Annotated in this window: 30 protein-coding genes and 1 other annotated feature; of the genes, 11 read left to right on the top strand and 19 right to left on the bottom strand. The window is 51.2% G+C overall.

Features of this window, described 5'->3' with window-relative positions; all coding sequences use genetic code 11:
- Positions 1-46: 46 nt before the first annotated feature.
- Together AC3RCL_RS27325 and AC3RCL_RS27330 are read right to left on the bottom strand one after the other, a co-directional pair.
- On the bottom strand, positions 47-1,195 hold the full coding sequence (locus AC3RCL_RS27325; protein ID WP_213579766.1) for a transglutaminase domain-containing protein: 1,149 nt from the start codon (positions 1,193-1,195) through the stop codon (positions 47-49).
- 110 nt (positions 1,196-1,305) lie between these two features.
- Positions 1,306-1,752, bottom strand: a complete 447-nt coding sequence (locus AC3RCL_RS27330; protein ID WP_009592905.1) for a hypothetical protein — start codon at positions 1,750-1,752, stop codon at positions 1,306-1,308.
- A gap of 182 nt (positions 1,753-1,934) precedes the next feature.
- Between AC3RCL_RS27330 and AC3RCL_RS27335 the strand changes: the two genes are divergently transcribed.
- Entirely contained in the window at positions 1,935-3,107 is a 1,173-nt protein-coding gene (locus AC3RCL_RS27335) for an MFS transporter (RefSeq protein WP_096776652.1), read from the top strand.
- A 414-nt stretch (positions 3,108-3,521) separates the two neighbouring features.
- On the top strand, positions 3,522-3,869 hold the full coding sequence (locus tag AC3RCL_RS27340; protein WP_009592860.1) for a toprim domain-containing protein: 348 nt from the start codon (positions 3,522-3,524) through the stop codon (positions 3,867-3,869).
- 124 nt (positions 3,870-3,993) lie between these two features.
- Here AC3RCL_RS27340 and AC3RCL_RS27345 read toward each other — a convergent pair whose 3' ends face one another.
- From AC3RCL_RS27345 to AC3RCL_RS27355, 3 genes are all read right to left on the bottom strand, one after another.
- Positions 3,994-4,611 carry an SCO family protein gene (locus tag AC3RCL_RS27345; protein ID WP_192570587.1) on the bottom strand — a complete coding sequence of 206 codons (618 nt, stop codon included), beginning with the start codon at positions 4,609-4,611 and terminating at the stop codon, positions 3,994-3,996.
- Between the two features lie 80 nt (positions 4,612-4,691).
- On the bottom strand, positions 4,692-5,630 hold the full coding sequence (gene cyoE / locus AC3RCL_RS27350) for a heme o synthase (protein WP_009592896.1): 939 nt from the start codon (positions 5,628-5,630) through the stop codon (positions 4,692-4,694).
- A gap of 284 nt (positions 5,631-5,914) precedes the next feature.
- Complete coding sequence (locus AC3RCL_RS27355; RefSeq protein WP_015737431.1) at positions 5,915-6,133, bottom strand: alpha/beta-type small acid-soluble spore protein; 219 nt, start codon at positions 6,131-6,133, stop codon at positions 5,915-5,917.
- A gap of 122 nt (positions 6,134-6,255) precedes the next feature.
- Here AC3RCL_RS27355 and AC3RCL_RS27360 point away from each other — a divergent pair, with 122 nt between their 5' ends.
- Positions 6,256-6,423 (top strand): hypothetical protein, encoded by a 168-nt coding sequence (locus tag AC3RCL_RS27360; protein ID WP_009592873.1) that lies wholly within the window; start codon positions 6,256-6,258, stop codon positions 6,421-6,423.
- 11 nt (positions 6,424-6,434) lie between these two features.
- Here the strand turns inward: AC3RCL_RS27360 and trpS are convergent, their stop codons facing one another.
- Positions 6,435-7,421: a tryptophan--tRNA ligase gene (gene trpS, locus AC3RCL_RS27365; RefSeq protein WP_015737432.1), complete on the bottom strand. Its 987-nt coding sequence runs from the start codon at positions 7,419-7,421 to the stop codon at positions 6,435-6,437.
- A gap of 91 nt (positions 7,422-7,512) precedes the next feature.
- Positions 7,513-7,754: a binding site (T-box leader), on the bottom strand.
- 178 nt (positions 7,755-7,932) lie between these two features.
- Here trpS and AC3RCL_RS27370 point away from each other — a divergent pair.
- On the top strand, positions 7,933-8,922 hold the full coding sequence (locus tag AC3RCL_RS27370; protein WP_492533149.1) for an aldose 1-epimerase: 990 nt from the start codon (positions 7,933-7,935) through the stop codon (positions 8,920-8,922).
- A gap of 208 nt (positions 8,923-9,130) precedes the next feature.
- Positions 9,131-9,352 (top strand): alpha/beta-type small acid-soluble spore protein, encoded by a 222-nt coding sequence (locus AC3RCL_RS27375; protein ID WP_006212633.1) that lies wholly within the window; start codon positions 9,131-9,133, stop codon positions 9,350-9,352.
- Between the two features lie 93 nt (positions 9,353-9,445).
- On the opposite strand, the gene AC3RCL_RS27380 is transcribed toward AC3RCL_RS27375, so the two are convergent.
- Together AC3RCL_RS27380 and AC3RCL_RS27385 are read right to left on the bottom strand one after the other, a co-directional pair.
- Positions 9,446-9,850 carry a hypothetical protein gene (locus AC3RCL_RS27380; protein WP_009591435.1) on the bottom strand — a complete coding sequence of 135 codons (405 nt, stop codon included), beginning with the start codon at positions 9,848-9,850 and terminating at the stop codon, positions 9,446-9,448.
- Between the two features lie 293 nt (positions 9,851-10,143).
- Complete coding sequence (locus tag AC3RCL_RS27385) at positions 10,144-11,937, bottom strand: M3 family oligoendopeptidase (protein WP_096776656.1); 1,794 nt, start codon at positions 11,935-11,937, stop codon at positions 10,144-10,146.
- A gap of 146 nt (positions 11,938-12,083) precedes the next feature.
- Here AC3RCL_RS27385 and AC3RCL_RS27390 point away from each other — a divergent pair, with 146 nt between their 5' ends.
- On the top strand, positions 12,084-12,269 hold the full coding sequence (locus AC3RCL_RS27390; protein WP_096776657.1) for a YycC family protein: 186 nt from the start codon (positions 12,084-12,086) through the stop codon (positions 12,267-12,269).
- Complete coding sequence (locus tag AC3RCL_RS27395) at positions 12,266-12,496, top strand: hypothetical protein (protein WP_009591425.1); 231 nt, start codon at positions 12,266-12,268, stop codon at positions 12,494-12,496. The genes AC3RCL_RS27390 and AC3RCL_RS27395 overlap by 4 nt, the downstream gene beginning before the upstream one ends.
- 78 nt (positions 12,497-12,574) lie before the next feature.
- On the opposite strand, the gene AC3RCL_RS27400 is transcribed toward AC3RCL_RS27395, so the two are convergent.
- A complete protein-coding gene (locus AC3RCL_RS27400) occupies positions 12,575-13,270 on the bottom strand; it encodes a DUF2225 domain-containing protein (protein WP_249732787.1) in 696 nt (231 codons plus the stop codon).
- Positions 13,271-13,327: 57 nt separating this feature from the next.
- Positions 13,328-13,705 (bottom strand): globin domain-containing protein, encoded by a 378-nt coding sequence (locus tag AC3RCL_RS27405; RefSeq protein WP_492533153.1) that lies wholly within the window; start codon positions 13,703-13,705, stop codon positions 13,328-13,330.
- 405 nt (positions 13,706-14,110) lie between these two features.
- Between AC3RCL_RS27405 and ylbJ the strand changes: the two genes are divergently transcribed.
- Both ylbJ and AC3RCL_RS27415 read left to right on the top strand, forming a co-directional pair.
- Positions 14,111-15,328, top strand: a complete 1,218-nt coding sequence (gene ylbJ, locus AC3RCL_RS27410; protein ID WP_277747042.1) for a sporulation integral membrane protein YlbJ — start codon at positions 14,111-14,113, stop codon at positions 15,326-15,328.
- A gap of 76 nt (positions 15,329-15,404) precedes the next feature.
- Entirely contained in the window at positions 15,405-16,208 is an 804-nt protein-coding gene (locus AC3RCL_RS27415; RefSeq protein ID WP_009591431.1) for an NAD kinase, read from the top strand.
- A gap of 120 nt (positions 16,209-16,328) precedes the next feature.
- Here AC3RCL_RS27415 and AC3RCL_RS27420 read toward each other — a convergent pair whose 3' ends face one another.
- Together AC3RCL_RS27420 and lipA are read right to left on the bottom strand one after the other, a co-directional pair.
- Positions 16,329-16,868: a YutD family protein gene (locus AC3RCL_RS27420; protein WP_277747043.1), complete on the bottom strand. Its 540-nt coding sequence runs from the start codon at positions 16,866-16,868 to the stop codon at positions 16,329-16,331.
- A 28-nt stretch (positions 16,869-16,896) separates the two neighbouring features.
- Positions 16,897-17,790 carry a lipoyl synthase gene (gene lipA, locus AC3RCL_RS27425; RefSeq protein WP_009591422.1) on the bottom strand — a complete coding sequence of 298 codons (894 nt, stop codon included), beginning with the start codon at positions 17,788-17,790 and terminating at the stop codon, positions 16,897-16,899.
- Between the two features lie 222 nt (positions 17,791-18,012).
- Between lipA and AC3RCL_RS27430 the strand changes: the two genes are divergently transcribed.
- Positions 18,013-19,095 (top strand): M23 family metallopeptidase, encoded by a 1,083-nt coding sequence (locus AC3RCL_RS27430; RefSeq protein WP_096776662.1) that lies wholly within the window; start codon positions 18,013-18,015, stop codon positions 19,093-19,095.
- A 110-nt stretch (positions 19,096-19,205) separates the two neighbouring features.
- Here the strand turns inward: AC3RCL_RS27430 and yunB are convergent, their stop codons facing one another.
- From yunB to AC3RCL_RS27460, 6 genes are all read right to left on the bottom strand, one after another.
- Positions 19,206-20,168: a sporulation protein YunB gene (yunB, locus tag AC3RCL_RS27435; RefSeq protein ID WP_213579773.1), complete on the bottom strand. Its 963-nt coding sequence runs from the start codon at positions 20,166-20,168 to the stop codon at positions 19,206-19,208.
- A 104-nt stretch (positions 20,169-20,272) separates the two neighbouring features.
- On the bottom strand, positions 20,273-20,629 hold the full coding sequence (locus AC3RCL_RS27440; RefSeq protein WP_096776664.1) for an ArsR/SmtB family transcription factor: 357 nt from the start codon (positions 20,627-20,629) through the stop codon (positions 20,273-20,275).
- Between the two features lie 3 nt (positions 20,630-20,632).
- Positions 20,633-21,058, bottom strand: a complete 426-nt coding sequence (locus AC3RCL_RS27445; RefSeq protein ID WP_096776665.1) for an SRPBCC family protein — start codon at positions 21,056-21,058, stop codon at positions 20,633-20,635.
- A gap of 191 nt (positions 21,059-21,249) precedes the next feature.
- The gene (locus tag AC3RCL_RS27450; protein ID WP_096776666.1) at positions 21,250-21,675 is read right to left on the bottom strand and encodes a DUF1801 domain-containing protein; all 426 of its coding nucleotides are present in this window, start codon (positions 21,673-21,675) and stop codon (positions 21,250-21,252) included.
- Positions 21,676-21,797: 122 nt separating this feature from the next.
- Entirely contained in the window at positions 21,798-22,595 is a 798-nt protein-coding gene (locus AC3RCL_RS27455) for a TrmH family RNA methyltransferase (RefSeq protein ID WP_492533158.1), read from the bottom strand.
- Positions 22,596-22,669: 74 nt separating this feature from the next.
- Positions 22,670-23,332 carry a potassium channel family protein gene (locus tag AC3RCL_RS27460; RefSeq protein WP_009591426.1) on the bottom strand — a complete coding sequence of 221 codons (663 nt, stop codon included), beginning with the start codon at positions 23,330-23,332 and terminating at the stop codon, positions 22,670-22,672.
- Between the two features lie 142 nt (positions 23,333-23,474).
- Between AC3RCL_RS27460 and sspI the strand changes: the two genes are divergently transcribed.
- Complete coding sequence (gene sspI, locus AC3RCL_RS27465) at positions 23,475-23,711, top strand: small acid-soluble spore protein SspI (protein WP_009591415.1); 237 nt, start codon at positions 23,475-23,477, stop codon at positions 23,709-23,711.
- Between the two features lie 82 nt (positions 23,712-23,793).
- On the opposite strand, the gene AC3RCL_RS27470 is transcribed toward sspI, so the two are convergent.
- Positions 23,794-25,374, bottom strand: a complete 1,581-nt coding sequence (locus tag AC3RCL_RS27470; RefSeq protein WP_036665046.1) for a peptide chain release factor 3 — start codon at positions 25,372-25,374, stop codon at positions 23,794-23,796.
- Between the last annotated feature and the right edge of the window lie 20 nt (positions 25,375-25,394).

Here is a 25,394-nt window from a genome sequence, read left to right on the forward strand (position 1 = left end):
GGGCGGACTTCCCTGCTAGAAAGCCGCCCCTGCCTATATCACTCTATTAAAATACCTGCTCTTTAATATGCGTCTCATTGAAGCGCGGCGGATTAAACCAGTTGCCGCTCTGTGCCCAGGTCGGGTCAAGAGGGATCCAGCGCTTCTCTTCGCTCAAGTAGACTTCATTCCATGCGTGCGGACCATAACCGCCTTGTCCGTTATATCCCCTGCCGGTAACCACTCTGACCTTAAGATCCTGGGACCTCGCCATCATGGCATACAACCGGGCGTAATCAATGCATACCCCTAACCTCGTATCGTAGGTATCCTGCGGCGTCTGCTCTTTCCATATCCGCTGCTCTTCATACAGCGTCACTTTGTCGTGGTCATATGCGATCCGGCTGCCTACCCAATCATAAAGCTTTCGCGCTTTCTCTTCATCGGTTGACGCCCCCTTCACGACATGGGCAGCCGTCTGCTCGATGCCCTCGGGGATTTGATGGTCGATGACCTCGTACTTTCGCTGAATGATCCCATTCAATTCTTCCTGAACCGACTGGGTAAACACCGGCAGCTTTTCCTTAACGAGAGAACCCGACAAAGGCTCGATCACAGCCCGCGCCCCCTGCTGATAAACCGGAGAAGCTTCAACGTACCGGCTGAAGCCGTGATCAGGATTCAGACTGACGAAGATGAATAAGATAGCAATTACAATAATGCTCCGCGCTGCGCCCATGACGACGCCGATTCCGGCACCGGTCAGCCGGCTCAGCAGCGATGCCGAGGTTTCTTTTTTGGTTCCGAAGAGTCCCAGCCCGCCTCCCATGATCAGGGAAACCAGCAGCCGCAGCATAAACACGATAACGGCATAACTCAGCATAAACAGGACCGCAAACCGAAGCAGCGGAAAATCCGCCAGCGATTTTACGGCCGTATAATAAATCTGCTCCCAGAAGCGCAGCTCCCGATTCGGTAAACCGGAGACCGTGCCCAGCCAATCGCCTGCCTTAGGCGACAGCCATAATGTAAAAGGAACGGAGATCGCAAGCCCGACCAGGCGAAGCACCGCGTCCCCCAGAAAAAAAACAAGCTTCCCGGCTGAGCGGGAGGCTCCGCGACTCCATCCCTGAATGAGTGAAAAAGCCACAATCAGCAGCAGCAAGATGGTGATTCCGTTCCCATCCAGCACACTTTCCTTCCATGCCGACATCAAACGGTATCCCCTCCTATCCCATGATGTCTTGTCAACGGACGTAAGCTTGATCGCATCAAGAACATGCTGCCAGCTTACATCCGCATCCGATTGCGTTCGTCAATTTGTTGTTATTTCGATGCCGAATTGCTCTTGGCATCATCGATAAAACTCTGAATCGTATCGTTGATGTCCCACTTCCCTACCGAAACACCGCGGAAGGTGACTTCCACCTCTTTCGAACCGGCGCTTCCTTTCAGCTCGAGATTGGGCGCTTTAATGGAGTACGTGCCGTCTCCATTCGAAGTATATTGTGCTTCCTTCGCTTCCTTCATCATCATGTTCAGCGCTTCTTTTTTTATCGTATCCACCGTCTCTTCCTTGACCGTGGTTACAACCTCGCCGATTTTGTCCAGGGAAATTCCGCTGTACACCAGCAATCCCCCGATGATGAGTACGGCAAGTGCCCATTTAATGACGGTTCTCACCACATTCAGCACGATAAACAAGATGATTAAGGCGATGGCGATGACCAGCCAATTTTGTTTAAGAAATTCAATCCAGACCTGAGTATCCAATTCGTTTTCACTCCCGTCAATCGTTTCAAAAGCGGCGGTTTATGGCCGTCTTGTTAATTATACATGATACCCCGCAAAGCTGTCAGCCAACCGGGTCTTTTCACAAAAAGGTCTAAGCTTGACCTTTCGTACGTACAAGTAGTAGTACCATATCAACTTTAGCCGGATAGGAGGGTGCCATATTGAAAACCGCTTTATGGCTCTATATGTTTTTGTTTCTGGCGTTTTTTGATTTGCATGCTCAGTATCCTGTACTGACGCCTTTTGCCATTTCACTTGGAGCAGCCCCTACATTTATCGGCTGGATGATGGGCATTTATGCTCTAACCCATCTGCCCGGCAACCTGCTTGCGGGCAGTCTGATCGATCGTCACGGCAGCAGACGCTACATTATTTTCAGCCTAACCGCCGCCGGTATCATTCTGCTTCTTCAGGCCCATGTCCAATTACCCTGGCAGCTGCTCGTGCTCCGCTCGATCAGCGGCTTCGTGCTGGCCTTTCTGTCACCGGCCTGCCTGGCGCTGCTGGCGTCGCTCTCCCGGGATCCCGTTACGCAGGGCAAATATATGTCCGGTCATGGCGTGATCCACACCCTTGCCTCTGTCTTGTCGCCGGCTGCAGGAGCTTTCATCGTAGCCAATGCGGGATTTTCCGGCACATTCCAGAGTCTGGGCTGGCTTTTGATTTTCACGGGCTTGATGGCGTTTCTCAGTCTCCCGAAGCCGATGTCGGCCGCTGCTAAACATATGGATCAGCAGGCTGAACCGATCAATAACGAGAAGCCGGCACGGCTTCCGTTTAGCTTGCGCTTATATTTGATTCCTTTTGCGATCGCTTGCTCTCAGGGAATTCTGTTCTTTGAAATACCGCTTCGGGAAAGCGGGCTGGCAAGCATTATGTCCACCGGGCTTCTCTTCTCCGTCATTAGCCTTGGAGCCCTGGTCACGCTAAGCATGCTGTTCCTCAACCGTTATGCGCCTCATATCAGGGTAACCATCGGCGTATTCGGGCTGGCCATATGCTTCTACGCCCTCGCGGCAGCAGACCATGTACCGATTATGATTATCCTGTTTACGCTCGGACTTGCCAAAGGCTTGCTATTCCCGGCTTTATCCTCTTTGTTCATTCAGCTCAGCGGCGGAGGCAGGCTCGGCAAAGTGTTCTCATTTCAGTCCATCGCCATGTCGCTGGGATCCTTTGTCGGCCCGATCGCGGCTGGACAGCTGCGCACGGTGGTATCCCCTTATTTTGTTGCGTTTCTCATGCTGATGACGGTTCTGCTGCTCCTACCCAAACGCAATCGTGAGGCACCTTTGACAGCCATCTCGCCCGAAACCCCAATCTCAACCGTCTGATGAATTTGTCCCAAGTTAAGAACAGCGCCCAAATCAACGCGGATGGGCCAATGCACAGTCCATATGGGTAAACCCACATAAGATACAGTGTGGCAAATGACCACGAACATTTAACCAAGGGGTGAAGTAATCATGAGTCATGTTCATCATAAACATTGCCATGGGGGCCATGGAAATTCCGTAGGAATGATTCTTGTATTGTACATTCTGCTCGTCATCATTCTGAGCTGTTTCTAACTAGAATACATGGATTTACCTTATTGCGGCCATCCACTGGATGGTCGTTTATTATGCCTCCTTTTGCATGATCGGCAGAAAACAAGTTACACTATACCTACATCATTCGACGGCAGATCAACATTTCCCGGGGAATGCTGCCAAGGATCTCCGTATCATGACAGAGGTGATAAAAAGATGCCGATATTTCTCATTGTAGAGGGCAAGAACGACCGGAGCCGACTGCGTCGGCTGCTGACTTCGGATATAACCATCCTGTGCACTTTCGGAACGTTAAACACCGCCAAGCTTGAGAGTCTGCATAAACAGGTGAAGGATCAAGAGGTGTACCTTTTTATGGATAACGACAGCTCCGGAAAAAAAATTCGCGGGGCTCTGCGCGACGTCTTTCCTGATGCCGAACAAATCTATACCCGCCGGGGATATGCCGGCGTTGAAGGAACTCCCGACGAATACTTGATTGCCCAGCTGGAGAAGGCAGGGCTGGAGGAATTCATCATCTACCCGCCCCCTGACGTATTCTGATGAACTGCGTCTATTGTCAAGGAATCACAAGAGCATCTTGAATGGCTTCAATTTTCGATATTTAAATAAAAAAGGCGTCCTCCATCTTTAACGATAGAGCGCGCCTTTTGGTTTTACCTGCAATTTATTCCTTAATCAAAGCCTTGATGTCCTTCACGATATCCTCGGTCTTCACTTCGGATGGATCCGCAGCATTATAGGTCTTCCGGATATTATTGTCCCGGTCCACCAAGGCAATGGAATTGCCATGCGTGAAATTCGTCGAGTTGTTGCCCAGCAGCGGAATTTTGAAAGACTCCTGCATCAGCTTCCGCGTTTCCTCCTGGTCTCCACGAAGGAAGTACCAGCCGCTGTAATCGGCATAGAATCGGTCTCCGAACTCCTTAATCTTCTCTTTCGTATCGGTCTCCGGATCAAAGGAGATGGACACAAAGTTAACTTCTTTACCGAATAAACCTTCTTGTTTCAAGTCCTCCTGGATCTGAGACAGAACCAGCGTCGTAATCGGGCACACATCCGGGCAGCTGGTGAAATAGAAGTACATAAGCTTCACCTTGCCTTTGGTATCCTCCGACGTGATCGTTTTCCCATCTACATTCTCCATGGAATAGGCAGCAACCTCACGAACGATCGGAAACTTCTCCTTTCCGAATCCAAGCGAGTTGTATACCAGGTAGATGGCTGCTATTACGCATATAGCGAGCAGTACCCAAGTCCATTTGTAACGTTTGAATGCATTCATGACCTTCCCCGTTCTCCCTTCGTCTCAGGCAATCCCTGTTCTATCAGGTTTTGGTGTATCGCTAAAAGCCCAGCCACCTGTTAAAAGGTGGTATTGAGTATGAGAACGATCAGGCTCAAGGTCAAGTAGTTGATGGAGATAATGAATACTTTTTTGGACCAAGCTTCATCGTCCTTGGCACGGAAACCTTGGAGTGCGGCGTAGAGCCACCAAATAGCCAGAAGGAGTCCGATGACCAGAAAGAATATACCGGCATATCCGTAGGCGTACATCAGGATGGGAATCGGTATGAGAAGCACCAGGTAAGGAATCATCTGATACTTCGTGCGTTTAATTCCTTTGACAACCGGCAGCAAAGGGAATCCCGCTGCACGGTATTCTTCCACCCGGCGAATGCCCAGCGCCCAGAAATGCGGCGGCTGCCAGAGAAACAGCAGGGCGAAGAGCAGGACGGCTGCCATATCTACGCTTCCGGTCACGGCCACATAGCCGATTACCGGAGGCATGGCACCGGAGATCGCTCCGACCGACGTGCTCCATGTAGAAGAACGTTTAAGCCAGAGAGTGTACACCACAACGTAAACGAACATTCCGACGGCTCCGAATAGGCCTGCCAGCACGCCTGAGAACAAGAACAGGACGGCTAGTCCCACGACCCCCAGAATGACGGCATACCAAAGAACAACCTTGGGTGTCAAACGCCCGGTTGGAAGGGAGCGATTCCGGGTACGCTCCATCTTCATGTCGAGCTCCCGGTCGAAATAGTTATTGAAAACACAGGACGAAGCCATGACAAGCACAGTTCCGAGAAGTGTCATAATCATCAATCCAAATTGGATATCCCAACGCGATGCCAGCCAAAATCCGGCAAAAGCCGCTATCAAATTTGACCGGATGATTCCGGGTTTCGTCACCGTGATAAAATCTTTCCAAGTCCCCGCCTTATCGGGAGGTGCAGGCGCTGCCGAGGCCAGTGCTGCGGATTCTGAAGGAGCCTGGTATCTCAAGTGATTATCCACGTGTTAACGTTCCTCCTTGTATCTGTCGTTATGGAGGAAGTACTGCCTCCGCTATAAAGTTTATCATATCATTAGTAAAAAGTGTTTAGCAATCCTTCGGAATTCATTCCATCTATATGACAATTCAGTGACATTTGGAAGGGATATCACCTTGACGTTTCGCCGTTGTTTAAGGCACAATTTGTCTATGTAGCAGGATGCCTGTCGGGCCCCCGATATGAATACAAAGCCCGGAGCGCTGACATAGCGCTCCGGGCTTCCATACTCACGTTATGAGAGAGAGATTACAGCGTGCGGCCAGACCCCGAAAGAGCCTGTTCAGCTTGCTGTACCAAACGTTTAGTAATGTATCCGCCCAGGGATCCTGTTTCACGGGAAGTATAGTTACCATAGTAACCGTCCTGAGGAATCGTTACGCCTAGTTCTTGAGCAGCCTCGAGTTTCAAACGTTGTAATGCTGCAGTAGCTTGAGGTACAACCAAATTGTTGCTGCGACGTGCCATATTAAAAATCTCCCTTCACTGAATGTCTGTTATTCCAGTGCAAGCTTGCAAACTTATTATGTCTCCTTCTTGCAACGTTATACGTATTTTTAATATTTTAATCTTTGGAGGTTTTTTTCATAATGAGTAAAGGCTTATCCCTATGGTTTGCGGTCTCTTCCATCGTCCTGTTGACCGCCTCAGCCATATCCATCAGCTACAACGGATTTCTGGCCGTCGGTCTGGCGCTGCTCTCCATCCTCAACATAGGCTGGGGATTCATTATTAAATCCAAGCGCAAGCCTTCCTAGAAGACCCTCGTTTATTTAGGAGCCAGAAATCCCATCTTGTCCTTCACGCCATCGAGTATTTGGGCAGCGGTCTTCTGCGCCTGCTCGGCTCCTTTGGCGAGAATGTCATGAATTTCACCGGTTTGGCGAATTTCGTGGTATCTGTTCTGAAGCGGCTCCAGAGCGGCTACGACAACTTCGCCAAGCTCCTTCTTGAATGCCCCGTACATCTTTCCTTCGAAACGAGACTGCACTTCCTGCAAAGACACCCCAGCACACTCCGAATAGATGCTCATCAGATTGCTCACCTCAGGCTTAGCGGAAGGATCATACACCACTTCGGCTCCGGAGTCGGTTGTAGCCCGGCTGATTTTCTTGCGAATTTGATCCGGCGTATCCAGCATCGCGATATAACTGCCCTCAACCGGATTGCTCTTGCTCATCTTTTTGGAAGCGTCGTCCAGCGACATGATTCGCGCACCGACTTCAGGGATGAACGGCTCCGGAATATTGAAATACGGACCGAACCGATGATTGAAGCGTGCAGCCAAATCGCGCGTGATTTCCAGATGCTGCTTCTGGTCGTCTCCCACCGGCACAAGATTTGCATTATACAGCAAAATGTCTGCGGCCATGAGCGCAGGATAAACGAACAAGCCGGCCCCAACCGATTCCTTGCCTTCCGATTTGTCCTTGAACTGGGTCATCCGTTCCAACTCGCCCATATTCACCAAGGTGGTCATGATCCATCCCAGCTCGGCGTGTTGAGGAACATGGGACTGCAAAAAGATATTGGCGCGGTTCGGGTCGATTCCGGCGGCAACGTACAGGGCCGCGACCGATTCCGAGCGATCCCGCAGCGAGCTAGGCTCCTGCGGTACCGTTATTGCGTGCAGATCGACCACCATAAAATAACAGTCATGCTCGTTTTGCAGCTTCACAAAATTTTTAATGGCTCCGATGTAGTTGCCGAGCGTTAGATTACCGCTTGGCTGAATTCCCGATAATACGGTTTTCATGACTAGCCCTCCATTTATTTATATTGTCATTTAATCCAAGTCTGCCCCGTCCTTGCGGGAGCATATAGGAACGCAAAAAAGCCTCACATCCGCAAGGGACGTGAGACCGTGGTGCCACCCTTATTCGCTGCAAGCATCATCCTACGCAGGCTGCAGCCTTCCATTCTTGTAACGGAGAATACCCGGCCGGCATATTAAGGAATAACAGCATTATCCCGTTCAGCCCGGCACTCGAAGGGCCATTCAGCAAAGCGGATCCGCCGGTTCGCATCAACCACCGGCTTTCTGAAGGATGGGCCGCACCTGCTTACTTGTCCTTGTCATCGTGTTTCAATCATAATGGATCACTATTACATGCAATGATAAAACTCTTGCTCTGCCTTGTCAATTCCAATTTGGAATCAAGATGTACGGGCCTATTTGAAGCATTTCTTTTACCCTTTCCGCAAAAATCTGTTATGATGTGGTTAATCGTCCAGACCATGATTTCTGTTAGTAAAGGAGCATCGATATGAATCAAGTGACCAAAGGCCAGTGGAATGGTTACGACACCTATATTTTAAACAGCGGCCGTCTTGAAGTGACTCTCCTTCCTCGTCTAGGTAATAACGTCATTGGGATTAAAGACATTGAAAACTCACGCGAAATCCTCCGAAAACCAGATGAAAGCGAGCTTGCATTCTATCTACAGAAGCCTTACCACTTCGGCATTCCGATGCTCATACCGCCAGGCCGGATTTCCAAGGGCCATTTCGAATATGGCGGAACGTCGTATCAATTTGACCAAAATACCGCGAACGACAATCATATCCACGGCCTCCACCGATCACAGGCTTGGTGTGTCAGCGACATAGAGGAGGAGGATGACGGCTGCGCCGTTTCGACCGAGTTCATCTCATCGGATGATCCGAAATGGATTGCCCAATTTCCTGTGCCGCTGAAGCTGGAGATGACCTTCCGTCTTCAGGGGACACGCTTAACGCAGAGCCTTCGCGTAACGAATCTTGGCGCTAGCCCCGTTCCGTTCGGCATGGGTTACCATACGTGGTTCCTGCTGGACGGCGAACCGCATCGCTGGACGCTGGATCTGCCAGTTGAAGGCATTTATACTTTGAATAACGAACTGATCCCGACCGGCGATCTTTCACCTCTCGGCCATTTGGAACAACTGAATTCGGGACTAAACCTGAAGGATGCCGACCTGGATACGATATTAAGGATCCCTGAGGGCAAACCTGCCGAGGCCTTGCTGAAGCGGGACGATGGTTACCAAATTCATTATTCGGCAGACCGTGCCTTCTTCAAGCATTGGGTGCTCTATACCAAAGGTGTTGCCGAGCAGTTCCTCTGCATCGAACCGTACACCTGGCTTCCCAACGCACCCAATTTGAATCTCCCGAACGAAGAAACCGGGCTGATTCATTTGGAACCGGGACAGACCGTGAATCTGACGACCAAGATCAGCATTCAGAATACGTCACCGGAGGCAGAGCAAGCATAAGCCAGTGTCTCCATTGACACATAACATCCTCATATACTTAACTTTTCAGCAAGAGCAGCCCTTTGAATAACAAAGGGCTGCTTTTATTTGATCTATGAACAATGCCTACGGGTAATTTTACCAGCAGACGATCTGCCTCCTGCACGAATGAGATCCCTATCAATCAGGTCATAATATCCTCATACAACACCAAAGGAGGTGACATGACATGGCTCAAGGTCGTTCTTCTAACAATCTTGTCGTACCTCAAGCAACTGCAGCTCTTCAACAATTGAAGATGGAAGCTGCTCAAGAACTGGGCGTAACGATTCCACAAGACGGTTACTATGGAAACTATACTTCCCGTGAAACCGGTTCTTTGGGAGGTTACATCACCAAACGTCTGGTACAATTGGCTGAGCAGCAATTATCGGGTCGTTCGAACCTGTAATTAGCATCTCTTCCCTCCAGCCGTAAATAGAAAGAGGCGATCTTCTCCCCAAAGATCGCCTCTTTCGTTATATGTTCTATATAATAAATGATTTCAGGATTCCGAAGCAGCTTCGGCATATGTATTACGAGGGTACCGTATCATCAAGTTGGCCATGTTATAGTTGGATTCAAGCACAGCATCCACAACGACGATGCCTTGTCGTACCATAAATTCATAACTGATTTCGCCATGTGTCCAATGGCGTTTATGTTTCAGACTTTCAAGCGCCATCGAACGAAAAGAGAATTGTTGAGCCTCACTTAGCCCCTCCTCTTGCGGAGCTATGATCCCGTTACGCCCAGACAATGGATTATGCCGTATGCCAAATTTACCAATTACATTGTTTCGTATTTGTACAAAAACCGTCCCCGAGCTTAGACCTCCCAACTCTTCTTCCAGCTCTTTAAACACGATGTCCAGCTGCCTAGCCAGTGATAATTGATCTAGTTTTACCATCCCTTCTCCCCTCCTTTATTAGTAAATCTTCCCTATTATTAGGGCTTATGACTCATTATAGGGGATAGAAATCATTGGATCAACAATATTCAACACATTTGGGTATTTATTACTAAAATTGCACAAATATTTTAGTTTTCCGCTCCTTTATTGCGTCAACTTTCTTTCTTTTACGACAAAAAAAGAAGCCCCGAAGGAGCTTCTTTCGAATATGGGAATAAATCTGCATTTGGAGATCAAACGCCATAACAGGAACTGCATTTTTAACTGTTTTTTCGAGAATAACCAACAATTTATGCTAAATGCTCGGTCATTTGCAAGAACTGCTTAATATCGCTTACGCAGGAGTCCGCCGCGCTTTGCCAGAAGTCGCGCTGGGTCAGATCCACGTTCAGATGTTTCTTTGCCAGGTTCTCCACGGACATTACGCCTGTGTCTCGAAGCAAAGCATCATATTTGTCCGCAAAGGTCGGACCTTCTTCCAATGCCCGAACATAGAGGCCCGTACTGAACATATAACCGAAGGTATACGGGAAGTTATAGAACGGGGTGCCCGTGATATAGAAATGAAGCTTGGATGCCCAGAAATGCGGATGGTACGATGTCAGGGCATCACAGTATGCTTCCTTCTGTGCCTCCACCATCAAATCGGAGATCTCCTCGCTGCTCAGCAGACCGTTCTTCCGCTTATCATAGAAGCGGGTTTCGAACAAGAAACGTGCATGAATGTTCATAAAGAAGGCCACGCTGTTCTGAATTTTCTCTTCCAACAGAGCCAGCTTCTCCTCTTCACTGCCTGCCCCCTTCACCATGGCATCAAAAACAATCATCTCGGCGAAGGTGGATGCCGTCTCGGCGACATTCATCGCATACTTTTGGTTAAGCACCGGAATTCCGCCCATCAGATGCTGATGATAGGCATGACCCAGCTCATGAGCCAGGGTCGAGACGTTCGAGGCCGTTCCGCCAAACGTCATGAAAATCCGCGTCTGGCCGCTTGCCGGGAAGGAGGTGCAGAAACCGCCAGGTCGCTTCCCGGGGCGGTCCTCGACCTCAATCCAGCTCTTGTCGAACGCCATCTGCGAAAAATCAGCCAATCTCGGGCTAAACTTACGGAATTGCTCCACGATGTTAACAGCGGCATCGTCATACGAGATCTTGGTTGCCGAAGTACGGAGCGGAGCATCCACATCGGTCCAGGACAACCCGTCCAGACCGAGCAGCTTCGCTTTGCGGTTCAGGTACTCCACAAGTACCGACTTCGTATCCTGGATGACGGCCCACATCGTGTCCAACGTTTCGCGGCTCATCCGGCCAATCGCCAGCGGTTCTTTCAAAACATCGTTCCAGCCGCGGTTCTCGTACAGTTTCAGGCGGTAGCCGGATAGATGGTTCAAGGTATCCGCGCAGTAATCAGCGGAATCTCCCCAAGCCTTCTCCCACTTCTCAAACATGGATTGGCGCACTTCCCGGCGCGGATCATGCATTTTATTGAACGCTTGCCCTGCCGACAGCATGACCGTCTCTCCGTCTTCCTCATACGGAATTTGGATTTTCTTCACGATGGTGTCGTAGAACTCCCCCCATCCGTGATAACCGTCTACCCCCAGCGACAGAGCCAGGCTTTCCAGCTCGGGACTCATCTTATCCTTCGCGAGATTGCGGCTTTCGTTCAATACGAATTCCAGCTCGGACACCTTATCCGTACCGGTCCATGCGGTCCAGAGCTCATCGTTCATTCCGCGAAGCACGTTATCGAACTGGTTCTTCACCGACTGCAGGGCCGCGGACAGCGTAGTGACCCGCCCGGACAATTGAACCGCCTTCTTGTCATTCACGTTCTGTGCGGTCAGGCAGCCCACGAAGGCAGAAACCTCGCGGATCCTTGCATAGGCGCTCTGGAACTGCTCAAGGAAGAGCTCCAGGCTGGACGCGCTCTCGATGGTCTCTGGAACAGCCAATGCCTTGACGTCTTGCTGAAGTTGATGTACATCCTGCTCCAAAGCCTCAATAAAGCTCCCGAGCTGCGGCGAGGAGGAGCCTCCTGGAAATATCGATTCCAAATCCCAAGTTTGTTGAAGTGCCATCGAACATTCATCACCTTTCGAGATAAAATATGAATTCAAACGGAATACCATTTGTGTGGACTTAGGGAAAAGTGTATAACTATATATAACTAAAATACTGTTTTCCCTCTTGATCAAACAAATTACTGCTGGAGGAGCTAGAAGCCATGAGACCTTTGCAAATTTCACCGGAGACGGCGGTTACACTGTCCAAGCAGCTGGGCGTTCCGCTGGAACAGCTGATGCATATGCCTCAGCATATATTAATGCAGAAGATTGCCGAGCTTGCCAAGAATGAGGAAGCGAAAGCAACCGCGAAAGACGATGAGTCCCATTCATCGGAGAACTCATGATTCCTTTTTCGAATACGTGGCCTTATGATGTCGTTGGCAACGACGTATATGTACACAGCTGCCCCTTCTGCGGGACCGACAATGTCTTGCTTCCCATGAAGCCTAAGGAGCTTGTAAGCGTTAGGGAAGGGAAAAAGAAGCTGCTCATCTTCCCCTGCTGCCACAACAAAGTTACCGTGCTGGACAGCGACATCGACTATTTACTCACGGATCAGCGATTGCGCTGACTCTATCTTAAAGCGAGCCATCGCTGCAAATTGCAAATCAACAGCCTGCTGGCCCACCGTTCAGCGGGCTGTTTGCATTTAAGACTCCGCCGGAATCGCCGCGTTCTTCTGCTCCCGGATCTGTTCGGCTATCAGCTTCCACTGCTCTCTGGAGGCTCGGATCATGGCAGCATCCATGATCTTCTCGTCCTGGACCACTCTGGAGAACCACTGAACCGCCTCCTGGAACTGTCCCAGCCGGCGATGAATCTCTCCGATCAGGTACAGCAGACGGGCATCATTGGCCCCTACCCCTTCCAGCTCAAACACCCGGATATAAGATTCCAGGCTGTAGCTCAAAAACCGCTTCTCTTGATCCTCGTTGCCCTGATACCGGTACAGCCAAGCGATATGGTGCAGCAGGCTGGCCACGATGCGATCCCGCTCCCCGATCACCTGGGCGCAGAGGAGAGCCAGCTTGTACGACTCCAGAGCATCCTCCAGGTTGCGCGGACCGCCCATATCCCTCTTCTCCCAGCGACATCCAACCTGGTCATAGAAGAGCGTCTTCTGCCGTTCATTCAATTTCAGGGTCGAGTTTTCCGTCGAAGCAAAACCGCATTCGGGGCAAATCCGCACCACGTAAAAATCGGGGTTCTCCGATTTGTAGTAAGCGCAGAAATCCGTATCCGTACGGTATGCCTTCTTAAAGCTCGGTCTCACCCTGGACGTTAAGTATTCATGCTCACAGTGCGCACAAACCACCTTGATGGAATACAAGGGTTCCAATTTCACGCCATTCGCCATCCCTTCATTCGCGTCTAATTCCTGTCCGTTTCTAGATCTAAGGCACTACGGAGTATTCACGAAATGTTGGGCGGGACCCGAAAGACGCTGCAGTACAAAATCACGTAAATCATCCTCCACGCCGATTTCGATTAAGGCTCCGGCCATGCAGCCAAGCCATTCTTCGGCATGACGGTCGGTAATCGGGAATTTCATGTGCCTGGCCCGCATCATCGGATGTCCGAACGCTTCCGAGAACAAGGCCGGCCCTCCGAAAAACTGGCTCAAAAACATATATTGCTTCTCCATCACCGGCATGATATCTTCCGGAAACAATGGCGAAAGCAGCTCATTTTGCTGCACTCTCGGATAAAAAGCTTCGACGAGCGATCGTACACCCTCGGCACCCCCGAGGTTATCATAGATGCTTAAGTTCGGATTCATATCCGCTAATTCTCCCATCTGTTTATGATTCGCTTTCGATTGGATGTACCTGTCCATTATAGCAAAAAACAACAAAAAAAGGCGCTAAGCGATGGTTAGCACCTTTTAGAACTTATTAATAACTGCGCCAGTCCTCTTCACTCTGGACGAGAGAAGCACGTATAACATAAACGAAGGCGCATACCAGGATACCTGCGACTATGCTCATGATCATCACTCCATCCAAACATAATACGAAAGATGTGCTTTGATGGTTTTTATTATAGCACAATATCCCCGAAAATAAAGCACAAATGTAACCGCTTTCTCATGTTTTTTATACTGTTTGTCCTATATGCTGCATAGATTTTAAATATCGGACCATATTCTATCATTCACAACGATGCCAGGGGGCGTATTCCTTATATGACCATGAAAAAAATGGGCTGGCTCATGCTCGTATCGGCTCTGATCAGCGTAATTGTCCTGATGGCTTTGTTTCCCGAAGCGGCGCTCCAATCCGCACTCCGCGGCCTGGCGATATGGTGGGACGTGCTGTTTCCATCCCTGTTCCCGTTCTTTGTCATTTCAGAGGTGCTGCTGGGGTTTGGCGTGGTGCATCTGATCGGCACGCTCCTGGACCCCATGATGCGACCGTTGTTCCGAATTCCGGGCGCAGGGGGATTCGTGGCCGCGATGGGATATGTTTCAGGTTACCCCGTCGGTGCCAAATTAACCGCCAAATTGTGGGAGCAAAAAATGGTAAATCGGGAGGAAGGTGAACGGCTTGTTGCCTTTACCACCTCCTCGGATCCCATATTTCTGATCGGAGCGGTATCCATCGGCTTCTTTCACGATCCCAAAATAGGTCTCATACTGGCCCTGGCCCACTATGGCGGAGGGTTCCTGGTAGGACTGTTAATGAGATTTCATGGCAAGCGCGAGTCCAATACATTAACCGATTCGCTCCTCCTGTCCCAAACGAAGACAAGCCGGCTCAAGTCCGCCTTTCAGGCCATGCATGCTGCGCGGGAGCAGGACGGCCGTGATCTCGGCACGCTGCTAAGACAAGCGATTCAATCATCGCTTCAGCTGATTATCGTTGTCGGCGGTCTTGTGGTTTTCTTCTCCGTGTTTCTTGAACTCTGGACCCGGGCCGGCGTCATGCCCGCGCTAACGGAGGTCATCAGTCTGCTGTTATCCCTCGTTGGCATGCCTGAATCCTTATCCACTGCCATCGTGGGGGGACTGTTTGAAGTGACGCTGGGCGCACGCTATGCCGGGGAAGCGGGTGCCGCTATTCCTCTGCCATACAAAGCGGCCGCGGCTGCCTTTATCTTGTCTTGGGGCGGCCTGTCCGTTCATGCCCAGATCATCAGCATCCTGAACTCTACCAACCTTAGGTATTTTCCGTTTGTCGTAGCCAGGCTGATCCACGGCATTATTGCGGCCACCGCCGTGTTGCTGTTGTGGAGAAGCGTCATGGGGTCTTCGATACCGACGCTGGCGGTGCCGTCTGTTTCGGATTCCGCCCTAAACGGGTATACCCATATTATGGCGGCTTTCTGCATCCTGCTCGGTTTCCTGATTGCAGTTGCGTTGTTTATTCAGATCCTTCGAGGACTGCAGCAGAAATTCCGCTAATTCCCAAGGTGAACATTGTGTTCTTCTCCAAGATTGATTATCATCTTTATATAACCTTACAAAGGAGCTTATCAACTTGAGATATTATGTTCTGGACCGCGGTGACCCATTGTCTGTCGAGCTGACCCAGCAGTTTCACAAGCTGGCGGAACAGCGGGGGTTTGTGCTGGATGCAGAATCTCCGGAGATTGTGGTCTCGATCGGTGGAGACGGTACGATGCTGCACGCCTTCCATACGTTTATAGACCGTATTCCCGACCTCGCCTTCGTCGGCGTCCATACGGGCCACTTGGGATTCTATGCTGACTGGAAGGCGGATGAACTGACGGAGCTAATTGATCATATGAGCGGAGAAGGCGAACACGGCAACGTGAAGCCGCGCCTCGTCAAGTATCCCCTGGTTCAACTGGAAATCCATAAGAAATCAGGAACGTCCTCTTACATTGCCTTAAACGAATTTACGCTCAAAGGCGTTGACGGTACCGTTGTCGCGCAGATTGACATCAACGACGTGACCTTTGAGATGTTCAGGGGAGACGGCATTTGCGTATCCACGCCGTCCGGCAGCACGGCGTATAACAAGAGTGTCGGCGGGGCGATGGTTCATCCCTCGATCGATGCCCTTCAGATTGCGGAAATCGCCTCGATTAACAACCGGATTTTCCGTACGCTGGGCTCGCCGCTGCTTCTGCCCAAGCATCATCATTGTGATATATTCTCGCGAAAAGAACAGCGTTTGCTGCTTACCATCGATCACGTTAATATCTCGATTGACGACCTCGTATCCGTGCGCTGTCAGGTGGCGGAGCAGCAGGTCAGTTTCGCACGTTATCGGCCGTTTCCGTTCTGGAACCGCGTCCGCGATGCATTCCTTGGTTAATATGAAGAGGACCTCTTTCTTACGTTTACCAGGAGGGCCAACGCTTCACGAAGTCTTTCCTTACCAATATCCGAAAAAAAGAACGGTCTACCTGCCAAAATACAGGTGACCGTTCTTTGGTTATTGCGGCTGCTCTGAGGGCACATGAGGCTCCTTGGAAGGCTTTGCATCCTTCTCCTTAGGGGCCTTGGCTTCGCGCGGCTCGCGTCTTGAATCCTTGCCTTCGCGCCGCTCGCGCTGGTCCTTGTGCTCCTTGCCCGGTTTTGAACCCTCTTGGGCTTCCTTGCTTCCCTGTGCTTCCCCCTCAGCCCGGTTATCCTTAGGGGATGTTTCTCGAACCTCTACAGGCTCTTTCGTATTGGAGGCATGCTCTTTCGTTTCCTTCTGCTCCTTCGTTTTCTGAAGCACAAAGTGAGCACAGCCAAAATTGCAATATTCGTTAATGTAATCGGACATGCTGGAAAAGGTTGAATCCTTGGCAGCCTTGGGATGATTGTCCCGATAGAAGCCTTTAAGCCGAAGCTGATTGTAACCCCAGTCTCCCACGATGTAATCATAGCGGTCCAGCACCTCGCTGTACCGCTCCCGGAAAGCTTCCAGATTCCAGCCGTTTCGATGGTCCTTTAACACTTCATAGCTTTTGTTTCCGATAACGATCATTGAAAGCTTCCCCTGCCTTTCCAATAGGTTAAGACTGCACCGTCTCTTCCTTGTTGCGTTCCGCAGACTTCACTTGCTCGTGTGCATGATAGGAGCTGCGCACAAGAGGACCGGACTCCACGTGGCTGAATCCGCGCTTCATTCCTTCTTCCTTCAAGATCGCAAACTCTTCCGGCGTGTAGTATTTTTCAACATTCAGATGTTTCGGCGAAGGCTGCAGGTATTGGCCGATCGTCATGATGTCGCATCCCACCGAACGCAAGTCGTCCATCGCCTCCAGAATTTCATGCCATTGCTCCCCGACGCCCAGCATGATGCTGGATTTGGTCGGAATGTCAGGCTGCATCGCCTTGGCATTCTTCAGCAGCTGCAATGAGCGGGAATACTTGGCTTTGGCACGTACGCGATCGGACATACGCTCCACCGTCTCAATGTTGTGGTTCAGAATATCCGGCTTTACGTCCATCACGATTTTCAGCGATTCTTCGTCTCCCATGAAATCCGGGATCAGCACTTCCACCGAGCACAGCGGCAGGCGTCGGCGAATGGCTTTGACGGTTTCGGCGAATATGTAGGCACCGCCATCCTTCAGATCATCCCTTGCCACGCTTGTTACCACGCAGTGGCGCAGGTTCATTTGCTCGGCCGCCTCCGCTACCCGTTCCGGTTCCTGCAGGTCCAGCTCCGTTGGAAGCCCCGTATTCACGGCGCAGAATCGGCAAGCGCGGGTACAAATGTCACCCAGAATCATGAAGGTTGCCGTACGGTTAGCCCAGCATTCGTAAATATTTGGACAGCGAGCCTCTTCACACACCGTATGAAGTGTTTTGGATCGCATCATGCTTTTGATTTCTTTATAATTATCGCCAGTAGTCAGCTTGATTCGAATCCAGTCAGGTTTTGGCTGTTTGGTTTTAGACAAAGAAAAAACCTTCTTTCGAATGTAATGATGTAACTCAAGACATACCCCATCGTTTGCTGTCCCATATTATATCATGAAAACCATCATATTACTTGTTTCGCATCGATATGAGATTAATCTAGTTGCGGCATGGATAAAAATCCTTGTTTCGATTCACCCTACAGGTAGGCATGACTGTCCGTCCTTAATTACGACTATCGAAAAAGGGAGGAGAAGGACAATATGAGGATTTTACAACCATTGCGCGCAAAGGGCATCATGTATCGGTCCACGGCTGCAGTCATGGCTGCTTTGATGGCTGCCTGCTGCATGTGCGGGCCTGCGTCCGCATCCGCCTCCATGGCGGTCAGCGCGGCTGACGATTCGGCTAAAGCAACGGATGCTGCAGCGAATTTTGCGGACCGGAAATCTTTATACGATCAGGTTTCCACGGTTACCCAAATTCCTTGGCACCGCCTAGCGGCCATTGACCAGTATGAACGAACGCTGACCCGGGTTCATCCCAAGGATCGAAAGCATCCGGACCGCACCCTAGGTATCTTTATCCCTTCCACCCGATGGGCTGGCCCGTTGAATCCCAATCAGGAAGACGTGAATCCCACGTCGATCAGCGTGTTCTCCGGGATCGGGCTCGATGGGGACGGGGATGGCAAGGCAGACCCTAATAATGATATCGACTTGCTCTACACCGTTGCGACAAGACTTTCCCCTTATGGGCATGCCGCTGATGATTTCAGCATCGGCCTATGGTCATACTACCAGAACACGCGGGCCGTACAGCGCATCATGCAGTATGCCAAACTGTACGAGACCTTCGGGAAGCTGGACCTGTTCGACCATGCGTTTCCCCTTCCCGTCAAAAGCAACTATTCCTACCGAAGCACCTTTGGCATGGGACGCAACTGGGGAGGCAAAAGGGTTCACGAAGGAACGGATTTGTTTGCTTCATACGGAGTCCCCGTTCGAAGCACCTGTTACGGCGTCGTCGAAATTAAAGGCTGGAATAAATACGGCGGCTGGCGCATCGGCATCCGGGATTTGAACAATCATTACCATTATTACGCCCATCTGCAGGGGTTTGATAAAGGGATTTCGCTCGGGGATGTCGTTACGCCGGGTCAAACCCTCGGCTGGGTCGGCAGTTCCGGCTACGGCAAGCCGGGAACCCAGGGCAAATTCCCGCCGCACCTGCATTACGGCATCTACCGGGACACCGGATTGACCGAATGGGCTTTCGATCCTTACCCGCTGCTGAAGCACTGGGAACTGGAAGAAAAACGCTCGAAGAAAAAAACGCGCTCCTGAATTCAAACCAGGGGCGCGTTTTTCCTTTAAGGGCATACCCTCATGTCACATAGACGGCCAATCCATACTGCAGGTACAGAATACGGTTTGAGAATGAGCGAATGAGCGTTTTACTCGCCTGTTCCGCTTCCCTCCGTATGCCCTGATATGTCGGCGCCGCCCGGCGTAGGCACAAGAGGCGTCGTCGATCCCTGGGCAGGAGGGTCCGGCGTTGTTGAAGGCGGAATCTCCTGCTGCCCGTCATGGGTGTTCTCGTCCGTTACCGGTGGCGGTATCGCGATGCTCGGTGCGCTTGCCTTATTCTCGCCGACCGCCTTTCCTTGGCCGTCGTAGTAATACATCGGCACATCGCCTACCACGAGCAGATACGAGATCGGAATATCGGTTTCCACGATTTGCGGCTCCATGTCAAAAGGAACGACTACCGCTACCTCCGTCACGATGTGGACGAACACCTCCACCAGGATCATATTGATGCCGGCCCCCTGCTGCCTCGTATCCAGCTGAACCTTTACCGCTCCTTGGGGTTCGATCTTTAAAGGTATTTGCGGACCGAATGAAGCGATGATCGGGCTTTTTAACACCTGTCCCAGCGGAATCTGCTCTTTGCGCTTATGGATTTCGTCCAGCGTGCTCTGCACGACCTGCGTCGTATGGGACGTGATTTTTAAATGCTCGGCATAATTCAGCATGAATCCGGTCACTTTGCCCGAGCTGTCCGTTTTCCAGTTGACCAGATTATCAAAATCCTTGCCCTGCGTCACCTGGGAGGTGATCGCTTTATTGATGGCTTCGGTAGCGATCTGCTTAACCCGGATTTGGGCTAAATGCATGATCGGCGGCCGCAGATTCTGCTCGATATACATAAAAAACTCAACGATCCCAAACACAAGGAGCAGAGCGCCGATCAGCCACCATTTTTTTGTGCTTCGCCGTTTGGCAGCCTGATGACGCCCCCGGCTCTGCGGTACGGGCCGAAAGCCTCTGCGCGGTGGTTTGTAAGCTCTCCTTGGTTTAGGCCACGACAGCGACGGAAAGGCCAAACGCCTGCTTCCCCATCTCTTTCGTCTCATGCTTGGTCCCCCCTATTTACGCCCCGAGGAGCATGTTTACCATGGCAAGCTCTCCTGTATAGAAGGTATGCGGACAAACGGCAAAAAAGAAGAGCAAGGATGGCTTATCCTCGCTCTTCTATGTCGTTCGTTGAATCGTCTTCTTGATCTTCCACGTAATATTTCAGCATCGACAGTTTGTTCTCCCAGAAGCGGTCGAAATAAGACAGCCAATCCTTCAATTCCTTAAGCGGCTCTGCTTGCAGGCGATAGCGGGTCTCGCGTCCCACCTTGCGGTCCTGCACCAGACCGGCTTCCTCCAAAATACGGAGATGCTTGGACACGGCGGTTCGCGTCATGGAGAAATGTCCCGTAATTTCCTTAACCGGCATTTCCTTATCGCTTAACAAGCCGAGCAGCTTACGGCGAGTCGGATCTGCGATGGCTTGGTAGACATCATGCTTCGGAGCGGCCTGCGACATCGGTTACGCCTCGACGTATCCCGCAAGCTTCTGGACAATGCCAGCCCAGCCGTTGTCCATGCGGCCTCGAACGATGTCATGCGCTTCCCCGAACTCGGTTACTTGATCCGCTGTCCATCCGCCGTGGATGAGCGTGAATTCCGTATGGTCTCCCTGCTCCACCAGTTCGAACGTAACGCTCCAATCCTTGCCCCAGTTAAAAGACAACCGGTTAGGTTCATCAATAAGCGTCACCTTGCATGGTGAGTTTCCGAAGGGGCCGGCATTCAATTGAAACTCGAACCCTTCCACCGGTTCAAAATTGTTAGGCATAAACCACGCCGAAATCCCTTCAGCTGTGGCTACGGCTTTCCACACCTTCTCGATGGGCGCTTTCAGCACAAGAGTATGACGAATATCCGGCAGCTTGCCGTTTGTTGCGTTGTCCATATCAGATTGATCCCTCGCTTAAACTTAAATTATGAAACCATTTGGTTTCCCTTTATGCATTATAGGACACCAAATGGTTTTACGTCAAACCCCAATATTCACCTGTTCGTCATCACCCTTAGGTCAATCAGCCGACTAATCGGCTCAAAACAGAGACCTTGCCGGCACACCGCACTTAACTCCACCTCACGTTAGGGTTGATCCGGGTAAGTCTTTTTCAGGAACGCGATCGATTCGCGAATCAGCTGCTTCAGCACCTCAACTTCAATGTCCGCCACTTTATTAATGTACACGCAGCCTTTCCCTGCCGTATGCTTGCCGAAATTCGTCAGCAGCTCCTCCCGCTGATCATCGCCTGGCGCAAAATACAGGCTGATCTTCGCTTTTCGCGGCGAGAATCCTACAAACGGCGCATCTCCCTCATGGCCGGAAGCGTAACGGTAATGGTAGGAGCCGAAACCAATGATGCTGGGTCCCCACATTTTGGCCGAATACCCGCTCGTTTCTTCAAAAATCTCCAGCAAACGATAGGCATCCTCCCGTTTTTTCGGCGAATCCACTTGCTCGATAAACTCCACCACGCTGTGATCCGTTTCTTTTGTTTTTTGCTCGTACACGGATTTAACTCCTTTCGAACACGCCTGTTATTATGACCATCTCTGTCAAGAATAAAAAAGGCCGGTTATGATCAGCAATGTTATCTAATCATTCCCGCCCCTAATCGAGCTATTTCCTGTCTCTATAAATCAGCATACACCCTCTGCCTTAAAGCCTCGTACATCAATACGGAAGCGGCCATAGCCGCATTCAGCGATTCGGCACGCCCCGGCATGGGGATACGGATGGCATCGTCCACGAGTGCCGCGACCTCAGGCGAGACGCCGCGTCCTTCGCTGCCGATGACGATCCAGCTTGTCCCTTTGAAGTCGTACTCGAAGCATGAGCGCTGTCCTTCCAGCATGGTGGTCACCAATCTGGCTCCCCGTTCCCTGGCTTCCGGCAGGATGCTCAGCAGATCACCCTCCAGCACCGGCAGATGGAACAGGGATCCCATGGTAGAGCGCAGTGTCTTGGGATTGTACAAATCCGCACAGCCTCGCCCCAGGACCACGCCGGCAGCCCCTACGGCATCGGCGCTTCGTATGATGGTTCCCACATTGCCCGGATCCTGGAGACCGTCGAGAACAACGACCAAACCGTTCTCGCGCAGGATCAGGTCCTGCCATTGCCGCGCTTCCTTGCGAATGACGGCAAACACCTGCTGCGGCGACGGCGTATCGCTGACCTTCGATATGACGGCATGGGATACGCCGATCCATTCGGCACCTTGTCCTGTATCCGTAATATGACGAAGCTCTTGGGGGATGCCCTTGTCCACGTCATAAGCCACGCACTCGATGTCCGCGCCGGATGACAGGGCTTCCTGTACGAGATGGATGCCTTCCACCACATACTTGTTCTGCTTGTCCCGGTGTTTTTTCTCCTGCAGCTGTGCCCAGCCCTTCACTCTGGCATTCTGCGGCGATAATATCTCCATTGTTAATCCATCCGTTCTTTTACATATATACTCATCAGAGCCCGGGTTCGACCCGGTATCCGAAGCTGACGGCTTTATTTGGGATAAGCAAGCTCCAGCTTCGTTAAGTCATTCTTATGTCCGACGATGACAAGCACATCGCCTTCCTCAATCCGGTCATCCGGACTTGGCGAAATGTTCATGTCCGCATCGCTTCGGATCGCCATGACATTGCACCCGAATCGTGCGCGAATATCCAGCTCTCTCAAATTGTGGCCAATCAGCTCGCCTGTAGCCAGCATCTCCATAATGCTGTAGTCGTCCGACAAATCGATATAGTCCAGAATATTCGGCGAGACCAGATGGTGGGCAACCCGAAGCCCCATGTCCCGCTCTGGGAAAATCACCTTGTCCGCGCCGATTTTGTTAAGCACTTTTCCGTGCAGCTCATTCTTCGCTTTTACGATAATTGCCGGTACGCCAAGATCCTTCAGAATCAGCGTCGTCAAAATGCTGGATTGAATATCCTCCCCGATAGCCACGACAACCACATCAAAATTCCGAATGCCGAGCGCCCGGAGCGCCTCTTCATCGGTCGAATCCGCCGAAACGGCATGCGTGACCATGCTGGCAGTTTCCTGAATACGCTGTTCGCTCGCATCAACGGCTAATACGTCAAATCCCATGCTGCTCAATTCCTTGGCAACGCTTGTGCCAAAACGCCCCATACCGATTACTGCGTACTGCTTCTTAGCCATTTATATATCCCCCCACGAGCCTAGGTCGATCCTTAATCATCAATGATAACAGTATATCATACTGTCCAGAATACTTGAATGTAACTCCCCTGGAACGGGCACATTACACAATGACCCTTATATAACAAGGAGGAACATTTCGATGTCCATATTGTTAGATCTAAGGCAAGCCGTCATTCATAAAGTCCACAATCAGGACGAAGAAGAGCTGCGCTCCATGATCGAGGGTTCCGTTGACGGGCCTGAAGCCGCCCTGCCGGGACTCGGCGTGATGTTTGAAATGATGTGGAAAGACATGGATGCTGCCCAGCAAAATACCCTTGTCTCTTCCCTTCACGACCATTTGAAAACCGTTACGCCTGGCAATCTTCAGGGATAATCCCGCGCTCAACAAAAAGAACAATCCCCTCAGCCTTCAAGCTTAGGGGATTGTTCTTTATACTGCATATTTATGCCATCGCTTACGGAGCGGTCTCAAGAAACTTGGCGGTTGGGTTCTTGTCTATGGCGGTTCTCATCGCATACTCATTTTCGAAGAGAACGACATAATTATCCTTCTTGTCTTTCACCAGGGTCGAGTTAATCCGGAACTTGGACGGATCAATGTTGTCGTCCACGAGCCAGCGGGCGAACTGATACGGCATCCGTTGCAGCTGGACATCGACGCCGTACTCCCCCTTCATCCGATACTCGAACACTTCGAACTGGAGCTGGCCGACCACCCCGAGAATGGTCTCGTCGAAGCTAACGGTGCGGAATACCTGAATGGTCCCCTCTTCCGTCAATTGGTCAATCCCCTTCTGATATTGCTTATGCTTCAGCGCATTCTTCACGGTTACTTTGGCAAAGATCTCCGGGGAAAACGTCGGAAGCTCGTCGAATACAACCTCGCGTCCTTGGCTGAGGGAATCCCCGATCCGGAAAATCCCCGGGTCAAACAGACCGATAATATCGCCAGGGTATGCCTCCTGCACAATATCTCGATCCTGCGCCAAAAATTGCTGCGGCTGCGCCAGCTTGATTTCCTTGCCTACCCGCACATGCTTCACGCTCATACCGCGTTCGAACTTACCCGATACGATTCGAAGGAAAGCGATGCGGTCCCGGTGAGCCGGATTCATGTTGGCTTGGATCTTAAATACGTAACCGGAGAATTTCTCATCGGTCGGTTCCACCACGCCTTCCGTGCTGCGGCGTGGCTCCGGCTTCGGCGCAAGCTGGAGGAAGTTTTCAAGAAAGGTCTGGACGCCGAAATTGTTGATCGCACTGCCGAAAAATACAGGCGTTAACTGCCCCTGCATCACTTTCTCCAAATCAAACGGGTCGCCGGCAACATCCAGCAGCTCCAGATCTTGACATAACTGGTCATGCAGATAGTCGCCAGCCATCTCGCGGATGAGCGGATCTTCATACCCTTCGACCTTCTGCACTTTAATCGTGGAATGGTCGTCCCCTTGGAACAATTCCACCTGATTCTTCACCCGGTCGTACACGCCGCACAGGTCGCGGCCGGAACCGATCGGCCAATTCATCGGTACGGAGCGGATGCCCAGCACCTGCTCAAGCTCTTCCATCAGGTCAAACGGACTGCGTCCTTCGCGGTCGAGTTTGTTGATGAAGGTGAAGATCGGAATGCCCCGCTTCGCGCAGACCTGAAACAGCTTGATGGTCTGGGCCTCGACCCCTTTGGCTACGTCAATCAACATGACGGCGCTGTCGGCAGCCGTCAACGTACGATAGGTATCCTCACTGAAGTCTTGGTGACCCGGCGTATCCAATATATTAATCCGATGCCCTAAATAATCAAATTGCATCACGGACGACGTGACGGAGATTCCCCGCTGCTTCTCGATCTCCATCCAGTCACTCGTTGCATGCTTGCTCGCTTTACGAGCTTTAACCGATCCGGCCAGACGAATGGCGCCCCCGAACAAGAGCAGCTTCTCGGTCAGCGTCGTCTTACCGGCGTCAGGGTGGGAAATAATCGCGAACGTGCGACGCTTATCCACTTCCTGCTGCAGTTCATCTATTAGCTTTGCCATTTCACTTATCCCTTCGTAAC

This window comes from Paenibacillus sp. MT86 (assembly GCF_058792535.1).

Excerpts from the sequence above, each read along its gene's own strand:
- AC3RCL_RS27420 (WP_277747043.1), bottom strand. The coding sequence starts at position 16,868 with ATGATCGTTATCGGAAACAAAAGCTATGAAGTGTTAAAGGACCATCGA.
- AC3RCL_RS27440 (WP_096776664.1), bottom strand. The coding sequence starts at position 20,629 with ATGTCGCAGGCCGCTCCGAAGCATGATGTCTACCAAGCCATCGCAGAT.
- AC3RCL_RS27345 (WP_192570587.1), bottom strand. The coding sequence starts at position 4,611 with ATGAATGCATTCAAACGTTACAAATGGACTTGGGTACTGCTCGCTATA.
- AC3RCL_RS27390 (WP_096776657.1), top strand. The coding sequence starts at position 12,084 with ATGAGACCTTTGCAAATTTCACCGGAGACGGCGGTTACACTGTCCAAG.
- AC3RCL_RS27470 (WP_036665046.1), bottom strand. The coding sequence starts at position 25,374 with ATGGCAAAGCTAATAGATGAACTGCAGCAGGAAGTGGATAAGCGTCGC.
- AC3RCL_RS27455 (WP_492533158.1), bottom strand. The coding sequence starts at position 22,595 with ATGGAGATATTATCGCCGCAGAATGCCAGAGTGAAGGGCTGGGCACAG.
- AC3RCL_RS27405 (WP_492533153.1), bottom strand. The coding sequence starts at position 13,705 with ATGAATCCGAACTTAAGCATCTATGATAACCTCGGGGGTGCCGAGGGT.
- AC3RCL_RS27380 (WP_009591435.1), bottom strand. The coding sequence starts at position 9,850 with ATGGTAAAACTAGATCAATTATCACTGGCTAGGCAGCTGGACATCGTG.
- AC3RCL_RS27430 (WP_096776662.1), top strand. The coding sequence starts at position 18,013 with ATGAGGATTTTACAACCATTGCGCGCAAAGGGCATCATGTATCGGTCC.
- AC3RCL_RS27360 (WP_009592873.1), top strand. The coding sequence starts at position 6,256 with ATGAGTAAAGGCTTATCCCTATGGTTTGCGGTCTCTTCCATCGTCCTG.
- AC3RCL_RS27445 (WP_096776665.1), bottom strand. The coding sequence starts at position 21,058 with ATGGACAACGCAACAAACGGCAAGCTGCCGGATATTCGTCATACTCTT.
- AC3RCL_RS27355 (WP_015737431.1), bottom strand. The coding sequence starts at position 6,133 with ATGGCACGTCGCAGCAACAATTTGGTTGTACCTCAAGCTACTGCAGCA.
- sspI (WP_009591415.1), top strand. The coding sequence starts at position 23,475 with ATGTCCATATTGTTAGATCTAAGGCAAGCCGTCATTCATAAAGTCCAC.
- AC3RCL_RS27375 (WP_006212633.1), top strand. The coding sequence starts at position 9,131 with ATGGCTCAAGGTCGTTCTTCTAACAATCTTGTCGTACCTCAAGCAACT.
- AC3RCL_RS27385 (WP_096776656.1), bottom strand. The coding sequence starts at position 11,937 with ATGGCACTTCAACAAACTTGGGATTTGGAATCGATATTTCCAGGAGGC.
- ylbJ (WP_277747042.1), top strand. The coding sequence starts at position 14,111 with ATGACCATGAAAAAAATGGGCTGGCTCATGCTCGTATCGGCTCTGATC.
- AC3RCL_RS27370 (WP_492533149.1), top strand. The coding sequence starts at position 7,933 with ATGAATCAAGTGACCAAAGGCCAGTGGAATGGTTACGACACCTATATT.
- yunB (WP_213579773.1), bottom strand. The coding sequence starts at position 20,168 with ATGAGACGAAAGAGATGGGGAAGCAGGCGTTTGGCCTTTCCGTCGCTG.
- AC3RCL_RS27395 (WP_009591425.1), top strand. The coding sequence starts at position 12,266 with ATGATTCCTTTTTCGAATACGTGGCCTTATGATGTCGTTGGCAACGAC.
- trpS (WP_015737432.1), bottom strand. The coding sequence starts at position 7,421 with ATGAAAACCGTATTATCGGGAATTCAGCCAAGCGGTAATCTAACGCTC.
- AC3RCL_RS27460 (WP_009591426.1), bottom strand. The coding sequence starts at position 23,332 with ATGGCTAAGAAGCAGTACGCAGTAATCGGTATGGGGCGTTTTGGCACA.
- AC3RCL_RS27340 (WP_009592860.1), top strand. The coding sequence starts at position 3,522 with ATGCCGATATTTCTCATTGTAGAGGGCAAGAACGACCGGAGCCGACTG.